This window comes from Streptomyces sp. WAC00040 (genome assembly GCF_056835925.1).
This window is the reverse complement of record NZ_JAKQZE010000004.1, coordinates 260,850-275,322: the sequence shown is the minus strand read 5'-3', so window position 1 is coordinate 275,322 and position 14,473 is coordinate 260,850. Positions and strand designations below refer to the sequence as shown.

The 14,473-nt window shown below is 69.1% G+C and carries 10 protein-coding genes; 9 read left to right on the top strand and 1 reads right to left on the bottom strand.

Going from position 1 to position 14,473, the window contains the following annotated elements; genetic code table 11:
* Positions 1-700: 700 nt before the first annotated feature.
* The 3 genes from MDN94_RS31705 to MDN94_RS31695 all read left to right on the top strand — a co-directional run bounded on the left by MDN94_RS31705 (position 701) and on the right by MDN94_RS31695 (position 2,855).
* A complete protein-coding gene (locus MDN94_RS31705) occupies positions 701-1,336 on the top strand; it encodes an RsbRD N-terminal domain-containing protein (RefSeq protein WP_482729292.1) in 636 nt (211 codons plus the stop codon).
* Positions 1,333-1,641, top strand: a complete 309-nt coding sequence (locus MDN94_RS31700; protein ID WP_482729291.1) for a hypothetical protein — start codon at positions 1,333-1,335, stop codon at positions 1,639-1,641. The genes MDN94_RS31705 and MDN94_RS31700 overlap by 4 nt, the downstream gene beginning before the upstream one ends.
* Positions 1,642-1,961: 320 nt before the next feature.
* Entirely contained in the window at positions 1,962-2,855 is an 894-nt protein-coding gene (locus tag MDN94_RS31695) for a DUF2207 domain-containing protein (RefSeq protein ID WP_482729290.1), read from the top strand.
* Positions 2,856-3,076: 221 nt separating this feature from the next.
* Here the strand turns inward: MDN94_RS31695 and MDN94_RS31690 are convergent, their stop codons facing one another.
* Positions 3,077-5,437: a putative bifunctional diguanylate cyclase/phosphodiesterase gene (locus tag MDN94_RS31690; protein WP_482729289.1), complete on the bottom strand. Its 2,361-nt coding sequence runs from the start codon at positions 5,435-5,437 to the stop codon at positions 3,077-3,079.
* Positions 5,438-6,005: 568 nt separating this feature from the next.
* On the opposite strand from MDN94_RS31690, the gene MDN94_RS31685 reads away from it, so the two are divergent.
* The 6 genes from MDN94_RS31685 (at position 6,006) to MDN94_RS31660 (ending at position 13,993) form a co-directional block, all read left to right on the top strand.
* The gene (locus MDN94_RS31685; protein ID WP_482729288.1) at positions 6,006-7,538 is read left to right on the top strand and encodes a hypothetical protein; all 1,533 of its coding nucleotides are present in this window, start codon (positions 6,006-6,008) and stop codon (positions 7,536-7,538) included.
* A gap of 166 nt (positions 7,539-7,704) precedes the next feature.
* Entirely contained in the window at positions 7,705-8,130 is a 426-nt protein-coding gene (locus tag MDN94_RS31680) for a carboxypeptidase-like regulatory domain-containing protein (protein ID WP_482729287.1), read from the top strand.
* A gap of 12 nt (positions 8,131-8,142) precedes the next feature.
* Positions 8,143-8,322, top strand: coding sequence for a hypothetical protein (locus MDN94_RS31675; RefSeq protein ID WP_482729286.1), 180 nt, complete (start codon positions 8,143-8,145; stop codon positions 8,320-8,322).
* A 9-nt stretch (positions 8,323-8,331) separates the two neighbouring features.
* Positions 8,332-11,157, top strand: coding sequence for a SpoIIE family protein phosphatase (locus MDN94_RS31670; protein WP_482729285.1), 2,826 nt, complete (start codon positions 8,332-8,334; stop codon positions 11,155-11,157).
* Between the two features lie 358 nt (positions 11,158-11,515).
* Positions 11,516-12,649: an ABC transporter substrate-binding protein gene (locus MDN94_RS31665; RefSeq protein ID WP_482729284.1), complete on the top strand. Its 1,134-nt coding sequence runs from the start codon at positions 11,516-11,518 to the stop codon at positions 12,647-12,649.
* A gap of 639 nt (positions 12,650-13,288) precedes the next feature.
* Entirely contained in the window at positions 13,289-13,993 is a 705-nt protein-coding gene (locus tag MDN94_RS31660; RefSeq protein WP_482729283.1) for a YoaK family protein, read from the top strand.
* The last annotated feature ends 480 nt before the right edge of the window (positions 13,994-14,473 follow it).

Genomic DNA, 14,473 nt, shown 5'->3' with positions numbered 1-14,473 from the left:
AGTGAAGTGCGCCGACCTGATTGTCGGACTTCCTTGACGGCTTTCGTCAGGAGATGGTTGACGTTCCTCCTGTCCTGCCAACGCACGCCGGCGGCCCCGATGGGAGTGTGCACCGAACTGCCGTGTGGCGCTGGGAGGCATGCGGCAAGCCCCCCCCCATGCGGACCATCATGTTCCCTTCATCCATGGGCCCATCACGCGCCAGAGGCGAGGAGATTGCCGAGTGCGCCGGATTCAAGCGGCGTGGAGCCGGTCCGGGTAGGTGCCTGCGAGGTCGTCGTCGCGGCGGATGCCGCGCTCTATGCAGGATCACCGCCGGCCGGACGCGGAAGTCTTCGGCGACGGTGAGGGTGATGTTCGCGGCTCGACGTGTGGGCCGGAGGTCGGCGATATCGGTCACCGCGACGGGTGTCGCGAGGCAGCGGAAGATCTCTCGCCTGATCGCGCGCTTGAGCAGGCGGATGCTCCGACCCGGGGCGCCACCTGCTGCCGGGCAACGACCACGAGCACCCGCTCGGGCCCAACCCCGTCGTGGGTTCCCGGTCACCACGGGACTCACCCGGATATCCCTCGTCATCGTCGAACTTGGCGCGTTGTTGAACAGCGGAAAAGCCGGAACCGTAACAGGAATGCGACTTCGACGTAAAGGACGTGAGAGCCCGCGCGCCCTCGCCGCCAACTGCCAAGGAGATGCCCTTCCATGAGCACCACACCTGTCCAGCCCGCACCCCCCGCCGACGTCCTCGCCGCGTTCGCGCGCGGCGGCGTCCACATCACCCCCGATGTCCTGGACATCCACCTCGTCGAGGTCGCCGACAAGGCGGCTTGCTCCCTGCTGCGGGACCGGTGGAAGAACGACTTCCCGATCGCCGCGTACGCCGAACTCCTCTCCACCGTTGCCGCGCTACGGGCCGCCCTCGGGTTCAGCCCGACGCCGACCGCCATGGAAGTCTTCGACTGGGTCCGCGAGCAGCGCGAGGTGTACGCCGCCGCTGTGAAGGGTCCACGGAAGTCCTACCCGGTCAGGTTCGTCGACGGTCCTTACCGGGGTGTCGAGATGCTGCTGGACGGCCCTGCCGACGAGTACCCGAAGGCGGACGACCCTCTTGGCCACCTGGCGGACGGCGGCTGGATCGCGGGACCGCCCCTGGCCGTTCCGCTGCCGATCGTGTGGGGAGGCACCCAGCGGCAGGACCACAGCAGCGTCCGGTACGAGCGTGTCGACGGGCCGGACGCCGAGGGGATGTGGCCGTTCCGGATGCGCGCCGACGATGCACCGCCGGAGGGCGCCCGCCCGGACATCAAGGTACGCGCCCTCACGCAAGGCGGCGTGTGACGGCCTGCTACATCAACGCCACGAACGGGGGCGTCCACCGGGCCGTCATCGACTGCGTGGGAACCAAGGGCAAGCCGTACACGAAGTCCCAGGGCCCGTACGGCAGGTCGGCCACGGCGCAGGGCCGCGTGACGTTCTGGGAGAACCACCTCCGCGAGGACGAGACCGGCGAGGAGTGGCCCAAGGGCCGTGTCGAGGAGCCCCGTTGCCCTGGAAGCCGTGGACGCCACCGTCGAAGCACGGCACCGCGTGATTTCCGCACCGTCCCTCGTCATTGCCTCCGCGACCGCGGATACCGCTCATGATGCTGCGCACGAGGTGCACCGACGGTTTCTGTCATGGCATCTACTCGGCGCTCCAGGCGATCGAGTCGGTCACCTCGCGGTGACGCCGCCACCGTCCACCCCGCTTCGGCCTCCGGTCCGGGAGCAGCGGATCGATCCCCGCCCAAGCGCATCAGTCATCGGCACACCCGTACCAACGACCAGATGTCCTGCGCCGCGGATCCGTCGGCAGAAGCGAGCAGGTGGGGGAGGCGCAGGACACCAGCTCCTGGCTGAGGACTCTTCAAAAGGTTGCACCGGAAGGCTTACGGCAGTGGTGACGCGGGCCGATACTGACCCGCATGGTTGACTGGTTCGTACTCGTGGGCTACCTGGCGGTCGCGGTGACGGCCTGGTGCCTCGACGGCATCGCACACAGCACCGCTGAGCAGGCCCGGCTGGATCGGTTCGTGGCCCTGGACCGCCAGAACGCCGTTGTCGAACCGGCTGCCGCGGAGCGACTTGGGCCGCTGGAGCTCGGTCTCCTGGCGGACACGTCCAGGGCGCGGGCGAAGCAGGGTGCCGTGGCCGATCTGGTGGCGAGCGGGGCGCTGCACCGGGCACCCTCCGATGGGCCGCCAGGCCCGCAACGCTGGGTCGCTCAGCACCCGTTGCCTGAACACGCCAACGACCTCGAGCGCGAAATCTGGCGCGCGGCTGCCCCGCGGATCAGCGCGTACGCCTACGCGCCCGAAGGGCACTACCTGTGGGACCTGCCCAGCGGCGGTCGTTGCCTGAGCGCGGTCGAAAGGCAGTTGTTCGGCGAAGGCTACCTGCGCCGTTCATCCCAACCTTTGCCCGACGAACAGCGCCGGCGGGGGTGGTGGTCCACAGCAGCCGCTGCGGCAGTGGTTCCCGTGCTAGTGGTGCTGATCTTCGACCACGCATGGATCCGCGCCGTGCTGGCACTGCTCGTCGGCGCCGTGACGGTCGCGGTGGCATCGAACCCGGGAAGCCTGCACCTCCAGCGAACGCTTCCCCCGCTCACCGCCCAAGGCGAAATGGTGCTCCAGCAGGCGCGGAGTCGGTTCGCGGACCTGAACCCGGCGATCCGGCCCGCCCTCACGGCCTACGACCCAGGCACGGTGGCCATGGCTGTGGCGCTCTTCGGGACGGAGGCGGTAAGACTCGTCGACGAGAGGATCCTGGACGACTGGTACGCGCCAGTGACCTACGTGGACGGCCCCGGGGACTGAGCTCATAGCGGGAACGGCATACCTCGGCCTGGAGGCCGTGGCGGAGCGCCTCGAGAACGACGAAAGCGAATACGTGCAGGGGCTGCTGCAGACGGAGGGCTATGTCCGGCCATCCTCGAGCGCGCGCACGCGGGCCTTCCCGAAGAGCAGATCGAGAGGCGGGTCTCCGTACGGATGACTCGGCAAGAGGTCGTGCACGGGAAACGAACCGGTATCCGTGGTCATGGGTGTGAGCTGAAGGGCGTGAGGATTGCCTGGGTGGCGAGGTAGGCCTCCAGAGCCTTGGGGGCCAGGGGCGGGGAGTAGTAGAAGCCCTGGCCGTGGGGGCAGCCAAGTGAGTGCAGCCGCTGTGCCTGGTGGGGGGTTTCGATGCCCTCTGCGATCACGTCCAGGTCGAGAGCGTGTCCGACCTGGAGGATGGCCTGGATGAGGCTCTTGTCGACATCGCTGCCGCCTCGCAGGACGAAACTCTGGTCGATCTTGACGATGTCGGCCGGCAGGTCGCGCAGGTAGGCCAGGGAGGAGTATCCGGTGCCGAAGTCGTCGATGGAGATACGCACACCGAGGTCGCGCAGTGCGCGAATGTGGGTGGATGTGGTCTCGGCGTCGGTTACGAGGGTGCTCTCGGTGATCTCCAGAACCAGGGAGGCCGCGGGGAAGCCGGTCTCGTGCAGAACCTGCCGCACGGTGTCGGGAAACCGGTGGTCCTTGAGCTGCCGGCCTGAGACGTTGACGGCCACGCTCAGCGCCTCGGCTTTCGGGACGGTGTCATGCAGGTTCCTGCCGTGGCGGCAGGCTTCGCGCAGCACCCAGGCGCCGATGGGGCGAATCAGGCCTGTCTCCTCAGCGACGGGCACGAACACCTCAGGCGGGGTGGGGGATCGGCCGCCCCGCTCCCAGCGCAGCAGCGCCTCCACGCCGGTGACCTGGCCGGTGGGCAGGTGGATGATCGGCTGGTAGTGCACTGCGAGTTCGTTGCGGGGCAGCGCGTAGCGAAGGTCCTGGGCGATACGGGCCCGGCCCTGCTGTCCCAGGCTCATGGCGGGCTCGAAGAGTTCCGCGCGGTCGCGGCCGCGTTCTTTGGCCACGTACAGGGCGATGTCGGCGTTGCGCAGTGCATCGTGGAACGTGGTCGGTTCGGTGATGGCGACGACGCCGATGCTGGCGGTGACGAAGACGCTGCGATGGCCGGAAAGTGCGAACGGCTCCTTGAAGCGGTCCAGGAACCGCTGGGCGTACGTCTCGGCGGGGGTCTCTTTGAGGTCTTCGGCGAGGACGGCGAACTCGTCCCCGCCCATGCGGGCGACAGTGTCGCTGCGGCGGGCTGCGCCCAGGAGCCGGTGGCCGACGGTGAGGAGCAGCTCGTCGCCGACCGGGTGGCCGAGGCTGTCGTTGATGTCTTTGAAGCCGTCGAGATCGATCAGCAGCAGGGCATTGTTCCGTGGTGCCGCGGGGCGGCTGAGGGCGTGGTCCAGCCGCTCGAAGAACAGCGGCCGATTGGCCAGACCGGTCAGTGCGTCGTGGAAGGCCTGGTGCGTGAGCTGCTGCTGCAGCGAGGTCTGCCGGCGTAGGGCGTCCTCGGCCATGCGGGCCCGGGCGCTCGCCTGGTCGGCCTGGGCTTCGGCGAACCGCGCCAGGAGCGTGATGCGCACGACCAGCAACACGGTCAGAGCGGCCACAATGCTCGCGATGGCCATGGCGTGCGTGGCCTGCCCGCGCACACCGCCGACGTCCGCGATCAGCACGAGGGGACCAAGGAGGGCGGGCAGGGTGAGGACGCTCATACGTACGCGGGACAGCCGCTCCCGATTGCGCGGCACCAGCTGGGTGGTCCTGGCCATGGACGGGTGCAGGGCGCCCGCGCCGAGCAGCGAATAGGAGGCCATCCACAGGGCATAGGAGACGTCGGCGGCGATCGGGGCGCCGGTCGCGGCCAGCGTGGAGTAGTACAGGGCGTCTGCGGCCAGCGTGGCACCGACCCACAGCGTGAACAGCGCGAGGGCCGGCAGGCGGACTCCCGAGACGAGTACCAGCTTGGCGGCCATGCCCAGCAGTAGCAGATCGGCCAACGGGTAGGCCAGGGAAACTGTCAGAGGCAGCGCCGACAGATGACCGCGCAGGTAGGGCATGACGATGAACGCCCATGCCAGGGTGGACATCCCAAGGGTGATGATCCCCGCATCGAGCACGGCTCCCCAGCGCCCGCCGCTGCCCCATACCGCCATCAGGCTGACCAGGCCGGCGGCGAAGCACGGATAGGCCGCCAGATACAGCACGTCGGCCGGTGAGGGGAACGGCACCGGCGTTCCGGCGACCTGGAAGGCGCCGAAGATGGCGTCCGCCACCGTGAACAGCCCCATGCCGGCAGCGAACAGATACCAGGACCGGCTCGGGCGCGGCCGGTGCCACCGGACACCGACCAGGATCGCGACGGTGGCGCAGGCAGCCAGCATCGGGGAGAACAGGTGCCGTACGGGGGCGGTGACCACGACATAGATGATGATCACCGCGGCGCCGGCCGCCAGAAACCACCACCAGGCGTGCGTTCGCCTGCGCAGTGCCTCGCTCTGCGCCTCCTGCATGACACCTCCGTGGACGTGATCCGTGGTCCTGGTGGGCGGGGTCGGATGGCCCACAGGAGCTGCCTGTACGTCCACCCAAAGATGACCCGGGAAAGATCGCAACCGCGCCTCTCGACCGCGGGACCGGTCGTCCGGCAGGAGATGCCCCGTCTGGCAGTACGCCCTCTCGGCTGCCCGCGGCCGGCCAGATATTGATCAACGGGCGATCATCCGCGGCAACGGGGCGTTGCGTGAAGTGCCTTCCATGACTGCCGATGTACGCAGGGAGCGCACCGCCGCTCGTCTTCAGCCGCTCCAGGTGGGCGGGCACGTTCTCGTAGGTCGGCCAGAGCGGCGGAGCCGGCGTATTGAGGAGGTCGCTCCCGTTGGGTGCGGCAAGCAGGTGATGTTCGGCGTGTCCCGCCCTTTCAGTACGTCGACCGACTTCACGCCCTCTCCATGATGGCCCGGGGGTTCCGACAACGGCCTGGCGGCTGTGCATCAGTAAAGAGGGGTCATTTTGACGACCAGACGAAGCGTTCGTCGAGTCCTGCCACTTGTGCTGGCAGCACTCACGCTGTGCTTCGGCATGCCCGAGACGTCTCCGAGCGCCATGGCACGGGACCACGGGGACGCCGTGGTGGCGACCGACCACATCCGGCTGCCCCCGGCGAAGGCCGTGACGCCGAGGGGAAACCTCGAGTCCGAGGACCGACGTCAGCCCCCTGCGCCGCTCCCCACCGACACGGAAGAGCAGCGTGCCGCGGCGCGAGAGCTTCCTCCGCAGAAGCGCCCGAGCGTCGGTGGCCCACGGTCTTCCGCTCCTCTGGCGCCTCCCGCGGGCCAGGTCGGCTTCGAGGGCTTGAACCAGGGCAGCACCGGCGTCCGCCCGCCGGACACGCACGGCGCCGTCGGCCTGAACCACTTCGTGGAGGTCACCAACGGTGCGGGCATCGGCGTCTTCAACAAGGCCAACGGCGCCAACGTGCTGAACGTGTCGTTCGCCAGCTTCTTCGGCTACACGACGACGTTGATCTTCGATCCACGGGTCGTGTACGACAAGAAGTGGAACCGATGGGTCATCGTCGCGGAGGCGCTCCCCGAGCCGGCCAACCCCTCGGTCCAGAACTTCTTCGTCGCCGTGTCCACGACGTCCGACCCGACCGGCTCGTACTTCCGCTACAGGTTCGACCTCCCGGAGGGCACTGACTTCTTCGACTTCCCGCAGCTGGGCCTGGACCAGGACGCCGTGATCGTCACGGGCAACGTCTTCAACGCGTCGCTCACCGGCTACCTCCGCACGCGTGTGCTGGGCCTCGCGAAGGCGGACATCTACAACGGGCGCGCCACCACGTTCCAGTACTTCAACCTCGGGGCGGTGGGTTCTGTGGCGCCACCCATCGTGGAGGACAACAACGCCAACGCCTTCCTCCTGACGGGCAGCTCCTCCGGGGCCCTGAGGCTCTTCCGGGCCACGGGCCTTGGCCGGAGCAACGCGAGCATCGCCGCGGCGGTGAACGTGCCGGTGCCGGCGTTCGCCGTACCTCCGGACGCGCGCCAGCCGGGATTCCCCGACCGGCTGGACTCGTCGGACACCCGTTTCCAGAACGCCAGCACCCAGATCGGCAACCAGCTCCTCAACGTCCACACCATCGCGGCCGGTTCGCGCCCGACGCCGAAGTGGTACCAGATCAACACCGGCACCAACGCCCTGACCGCGTCCGGGTTCGTCTTCGAATCCGGTGACTCGGACGACTTCAACCCTGCCGTGGTCGGCTCTCCGGTCGGCGGCACCGCGGCCAACCCCATCGGACGTATGTTCTTCACCTGGTCGTCGACCGACGCGGTCGGCTCGGGCCTCCACCACGCCGCGGTCAAGGGCAGCGGACGGTTCGCGACCGATTCCACGACCGTCACGGGAGGTGTGACCTTCGCGCTGGCGACCGGCCCCTACAACCCGTCGTCGGCGACCGTCGAGCGCTGGGGTGACTATTCGGCGGTCACCATCGACCCCGTGGCCGTCAGTGGCTGTGCGGTCGGCCAGCGTGCCTGGCTCGTGAATGAGCGGCACGTGAGCACGTCCATGTGGGGTTCGAGGATCGGACGTCTCGGTTACTGCTAGGCGAAGCCAGAACGGACCACTGTCGAGGCGGAGGGGCGCTGCATCGCCCCTCCGCCCTTGTCTCTGCCCCATCAGGCATGGTGCCTGGCGCAGGCCCTCCTACAGTGGAGGTGCACAACGGCTTGCCAGCTGTCCGCGGAGACGGTTCGGCTCAAGGAGGAGCACGGTGCGTTCCCGTGTCCTGACCGCGCCCGCCGGCGCATCGTTGATCGCGCTGGCGGCACTCACCTCGTGCGAGGACTTGCCGCACCAAGGCCCCGACACCTCGCCGAGCGGCGCCGGTTCGGGACTGGCGGGTGTGGTCGTCCTGTGGCCGGTGTGTCCCGTCGAGGGAGCCCCGGAGCAGCGCGAGGTCGGCTGCCGCGGGGAACCGACCGACGCGACCGTGCACGTACGCGACCGCTCCACGGATGACCTTGCCGCGACGGCGCGCGCCGGGCGGGACGGCCGGTTCCGGGTCTCTCTGCGCCCCGACGAGTACACCGTGACAGCGGAAGTGCCGGGAACGGAATACTGCAAGCCGATCGACGTCACCGTCCGTTCCGGCATGTACGCGGACGTGACGCTCAGATGCGACACAGGCCTGCGCTGACGGGGCGAGCGGATGACTTCTCAGCCGGCGCCGGACGTGTTTGCGAACCCGATTGTGGGGCCGCCGCTGTTGTCAGCGATGGCACTCCCCCACCGGGTGCTGCGCACCGCCCTTGATGTGGATGCGCAGCACCCGACGGCGCAAGCGGGCTTCCTGTGCGCGGAGCCGGGCGAGTTCCTGGTAAAACGATAGAAATGGTCCATGTGTAATTTCTTGGGGCGACTCGGGCGTCGCTCGCCCGAGTCGGCCGGGAGTGATCATGCGCCCGGCAGGTGGAGCGCGGGGCGATTGTTGCGGCACCTGGGTTCCCTGCTGAGCGTGCGCAGCCTCGCCGGCCAGGTGTTTCTCCTGCAACTGGCGGTCGTGGTGCTGGTAGTCGCTGCCGCGCTGGTAGCCCTTGTACTGCAAGCGCGCCGCGACAGCATGGCGGAAGCCCGGAACCGGACGCTCACCGCCGCCGAGACCTTCGCGAGATCACCAGGGATCCTCCCGGCATTGGAGAGTCCCGACCCCACAGCGATGCTGCAGCCGAGCGCCGAGGCGGTTCGCAGGGCCGCCGGTGTCGACGCCGTCATCGTCTACCGGCCGGACGGGATCACCCTCACCCACAGCGACCCGAAGCAGATCGGAAAGCACGTCATCGGCCCCTACGCGGAAGCGGCGGCAGGAAAGTCGTTCACCAGGACCTTCCAGGGCGCCCTGGGACTCTCCGTGATCTCGGCCGTCCCCGTCAAGGACACCGGCAACTCGGTCGTCGCCATCGTCTCCGCCGTCGTCACGGTCGGGAACGTGCAGGACCGGGTGAACCGACAACTGCCGATCCTGTTCGGGCTCGCGGCCGGGTCACTGGCCTTCGCCGCGGGCGGGTCGGCACTGGTGAGCCGTCGCCTCCAGAAGCAGACCCACGGCCTGGGCCCGACCGAGATGACGCGGATGTACGAGCACCACGATGCGGTCCTCCACGCCGTACGGGAAGGAGTGCTGATCGTGGGAGGTGACGACCGGCTGCTGTTGGCCAACGACGAGGCCCGCCGATTGCTGGACCTGCCGGAGGATGCGGAACGTCGCCACGTGAGCGAGCTGGGGCTGAACACCGACCTCGCCGGGCTGCTGACCTCCGATCGCTCGGCCACCGACGAGGTGCATCTGGCGGCTGACCGGCTCTTGGCCGTCAACAAGCGGTTCACCGCTCCCGAGGGCCCGGCGAGCAGGGTGGTGACGCTGCGGGACACCACCGAACTGCAGGCTCTTTCCGGCAGGGCCGCGACCGCGCGCCAACGGCTGGAACTGCTCTATGACGCCGGCGTGCGGATCGGGACCACCCTGGATGTCACGCGCACGGCTGAGGAACTCGCGGAGTTCGCGGTCCCCCGCTTCGCCGACGTCGTCACCGTCGAGCTCCTGGACCCGGTCCTGCGCGGTGAGGAGCCCTCCGGCGTCAGCACCGAGATGCGCCGCACCGCCGTCGTCGGCCTGGAAGGGGACCACCTGCTCTCCCCGGCCGGCAAGCTGATCCGATTCGTCCCCGCCCACCCCATGGCCGCGGACACGGTCGACGGCCGAACGGTCCTGGTGGAGGACCTGAGCGCCTCCGAGGGCTGGCGGGCCCAGGACCCCGACCGCGCCCGCCGGATCCTGGACCACGGCATTCACTCCCTGATCCTTGTCCCGCTGCGCGCCCGGGGGGTGGTGCTCGGAACGGCCCACTACTGGCGGGCGAACACCTCCTTGCCGTTCGAGGAGGAGGACGTGTCCTTCGCCGAGGAGTTGGCCGCCCGGGCGGCGGTGTGCATCGACAACGCCCGCCGCTACACCCGCGAGCACGCCATGGCCGTCACGCTGCAACGCAGCCTGCTGCCCCGCCGGGTGCCCGAGCAGACGGCCCTGGAGGTGGCCTACCGCTATCTGCCCGCCCGGGCGGGGGTGGGCGGGGACTGGTTCGACGTCATTCCGCTGTCGGGTGCCCGGGTCGCGCTGGTCGTCGGCGACGTCGTGGGTCACGGCCTGCACGCGGCGGCCACCATGGGCCGACTGCGCACCGCCGTGCACAACTTCTCCGTCCTGGACATCCCGCCGGAGGAACTGCTCGGCCGCGTCGACGAACTGGTGGCCCAGATCGACAGCGACGAGGCCGCCGCCGACGGGGAGGATCAGGGGATCACGGGCGCGACCTGCCTGTATGCCGTCTACGATCCCGCCTCGGGGCAACTGGTGGTCGCCACCGCCGGTCATCTCGGACCGGCGGTGGTCCACCCCGACGGGACCGTGGACTTCCCCGAGCTGCCGATCTCCCCGCCGCTGGGACTCGGGGCCGGACTGCCCGACGAGAGCGCCGAGCTGACCGTGCCCGAGGGCTCCCGGCTGGTGCTCTACACCGACGGGCTGATCGAGGACCGGGACCGCGACCTGGACGTCGGCATGGCGACCCTGCGCGACGCGCTGGCCGGACCCGACCGATCCCCGGAGGACACGTGCGCCGCGGTCGTCGACGCCATGATGCGGGACCAGCCCCGGGACGACATCGCGCTGCTGGTGGCCCGCACGCACCGGCTCGATGACACCCGGATGGCCGAGTGGCAGGTGCCCCGCGACCCGGCGATGGTCGCCCCGATCCGCGCTGCCTGTGTCGGCAGGCTCCAGGAATGGGGCCTCGAGCAGATCGACTTCGCCGCCGAACTCGTCCTCAGCGAGCTGATCACCAATGCGATCCGCTACGGCACCGAGCCCATCACCGTCCGTCTCCTCCGTGACCGAGCCCTGATCTGCGAGGTCTCCGACGGCAGCAGTACCTCACCACGACTGCAGCGGGCCAAGGCCACCGACGAGGGCGGCCGCGGGCTCTTCCTGGTGGCCCGGTTCGCCGAGCGCTGGGGCACCCGCTACACATCCACCGGAAAGGTCATCTGGGCCGAACTGTCCCTCCACGGCGGCACCGGCCCCTCTGTGGAGGGACTCGTCGAGATCCTGCTCGACGAGGAGGAGCGGCTTTCCGGCGAAGGCGGGGAGCAGAACGGCGGGGCACGGTGAGGGGCATCGCGAAGTGGCCGTACGAACGCTCGCCATCCACGCCCCCCGGGCCGGGCCGTGGCTTGTGGCCCGCCGCCGTTCCACCGGCCGGAACGATCGGCGCGGCGGCCGGAGGCCGCGCCGACCCGGATGGCGCCCCCGGAGCATCGCGCCTTGCTGGACGGACGGCTCGGGTACATGCCTCGACCGTGGCGCCCTTCTGCGGATGCCACCCGCCACATCTCGTCGCAAGACCGCACAGCGCCACTGCTCGTCACCCCGAGGACGCGTCGTATCCGGCGAAAGTCGGACCTGCGCGGGTGACAACCGCTCGTGCCCGCCTCCGCGCCTTCCCGACCCCCTGCGTCCTGGAGCCATCGTGACTGCACCTCGTGTCCGAACAGCGGCCGCCGCAGGCTGCCTCACCCTCCTGGTCCTCAGCGCATGCACCGAGACGCCGAAGGCCACGCCCGTGAAGCCGTCGGTGGCCACCTCGGCGGAGGAGGCGGGGGGCATGAGCAGGCTGATCGCCGCAGCGAAGGACGAGGGCGCACTCAACGCGATCGCGCTTCCGCGAGACTGGGCCAACTACGGTGGTCTGATCGACGGCTTCGAGAAGAAGTACGGGATCGAGGTCACCGTCAACGATCCCCAGGGATCCAGTCAGGACGAGATCGACGCCATCAAGAAGAGCGGGAAGAGCGCCGACGCCCCCGACGTCATCGATGTGGGCGACACGTTCGCCCGGGCAGCGGCCCGGGAGAACCTGCTCGCGCCGTACAGGGTCGCGGAGTACGACTCGATCCCGGACAGCCAGAAGGACGGCGAGGCCCGCTGGTACAACAACTACGGCGGCTACATCTCCATCGGCTGCGACGCCAACCGCGTCATGCCCTGCCCCCGGACCTTCGCCGATCTGCTGGACCACCGGTACAAGGGGCAGGTCTCGCTCGACGGCGACCCCACCCGTTCCAACACCGCCTTCGCCGGCGTCTACGCGGCCGCCCTCGCGAACGAGGGATCGTTCGACGACATCGGCCCCGGCCTCGACTTCTTCGCCGAGCTGAACGACCGAGGCAACTTCAACCCCGTCGAGTCGACCTCGGCCGCGGTGGAGGCCGGCAGGACCCCCCTCAGTATCGACTGGGACTACGTCAACCTCGACTACGCAGACCGGTTCCGCGGCAAGGGCCTGGACTGGCGGGTCGCGATCCCCTTCGACGGCAGCTTCGCCCAGTACTACGCCCTGGCCGTCAACAAGAACGCCCCCCACCCGGCGGCGGCCCGCTTGTGGCAGGAGTATCTCTTCAGCCCGACAGGCCAGAACCTCCGGCTCAAGGGCTACGCCCGCCCGGTACTGATGGAGACCATGCGCGAGGACGGCACCCTCGACGAGGAAGCCGCGGCAAAACTGCCGACGGTCGAGGGGGAGCCCCAGTTCCCCACGGACGCGCAACTGGAGAAGGCGAGGGTGACGGTCGACCAGGGCTGGGCGAAGGCCGTAGGAGGCTGAACCCATCAGGTGAGGGACCACGACTCCGGTCCTTGAGCCGGGGGATGTCAGGCGGGCGGCACCCGGCGTCACAGGCATGTGTGGAGAGTGGCTGGGATCATCCGGGCACGGAGCGGAAACCATGTTGGCGACCGACAGGTTCGCGTGCACGGTGTCGTCGCCCCGCCGAACGGTCCGAAACTCCCGAGGCGGCCGCTTGCGATCAGTTCCTGGTCATGCACCGGCCGGGCGGAGGTCCTCGTCCTTGTCCTTTCACGGACGACCCAGCCACAGTGCCTGGGGCCACGACGCGTCATGGCCCAGGCCGAAACGCAACGTCAGTACCAGTGCGGTGAGAGCTTCCAGGAGCATGCTGACCTTGACCACGCCGAAGATGACCGACCGGACATCGCCCAGTCCCAGGTCTTGGTCTCGGTCGCCGCGGTCAGCCGGGGACGCTGTCCGATCCGGCGAGAGACGAGTACCACCAGAAGCGATGTGAACGTCATGACCGCCGCCGAATCCTCCGGGCAGCACACGCGGCGTGCCGCGACTCCCGGCGCAACGCCCGTACGCTGGCCGTCGAGATGAGCCAGGACAGGACAAGGCCGGGAGCGTCTTGCACTTGAGGGTGCGATCGGCGACCAGGGAGGTGCCGGGATGAAGGTGTCGGCGCTGTGGTCCGGAAGGCAGGACGGCTCGGGACACCGGGCGGTGTTCATCCTCCTGACGCTGGTGAGCGGCGCTCTGAACGCGATCAGCTTCATGGCCCTCGGCGGGGTCTTCGTCAGTGTGATGACGGCGAACCTCGCCCTGGTCGGCATCGCGGTTGGCCGGTTCGACCTGCAGCTGGCGGGACACTCCGTGGTCGCCCTTGTCGGTTACGTCGCCGGCGTGCTGGTCGGCGCACGCTTCTGGGAGCGTTGTGGGGGCAGTAGCGGGTCGGGACCGCGGACACTGCTCTTCGCTGAGCTGGTACTGCTGTGCGCGGTCCTGACCGGCTGGCTCGTGACGGACGCCGGTCCCCCTGCACCCCTCCGGATCGTACTGCTGGGGGCCGCCGCTCTGGCGATGGGCTGCCAGGGCGCGATGATCCGTGGGGCCGGGCCACCAGGGTTGTCCACCACGTACATGACGGGCTTGCTGACGGCCCTGCTGACCGACGTGCTGGCGGGCCGCCGAACGGACTGGAACAAGGCCGCCCTGCTCGCGGCGATTCCCGTCGGGGCCGCGCTCGGTGCGCTCGCCCTCGTCACGGCGAGGGCGGGAGCACTCCTCCTGCCGGTCGTGCTGCTGGCGGCCGCACTCGTGCTGACCACCAGGGCGACGGGCCCGCCGGCATCCGCGCCGGCCGACCGGAGGTGATGGCGTAAGACGTCTTCAGGCTGATCTTCCCGACTTCCGCACGCGCCAGTGACGGATGTCGCGGAGCCGGCGGGTGCGAGGCTGACGCTCGTCCTGTCCATCAGTACTCCTGGCTCTCTGGATCGCCAAATTCGCCGCAACCTGCGGCGAAAGGCCCGCGATGACCTGTCGGCGCCCTGCCTGCTGCGCTGTTCGAGGTCGATTGCCTGACTGCCGGACACGCGGAAATCTATGTCGGCCAAGGTAGACATTGGGTAGTGGTGTGGTTATGGTTTCTCTCGTAGCTCAGAGAGACCGCAGGGCCTGGCAGAGACGAACTGCCGGGCAGCAGTACCGCAGTTGCAGTTCGCAGGACGGTGCGGTGGTGGAGTTCCGGAGCCAGGGTTGTTGGAGAACGGCGACGGACTGACGACTGGACCGGGTGGCCCGCAGTGATCAGGGGCCGCCGTGAGCAGTGCCGCAGTCGACGCAGTGGCAGTA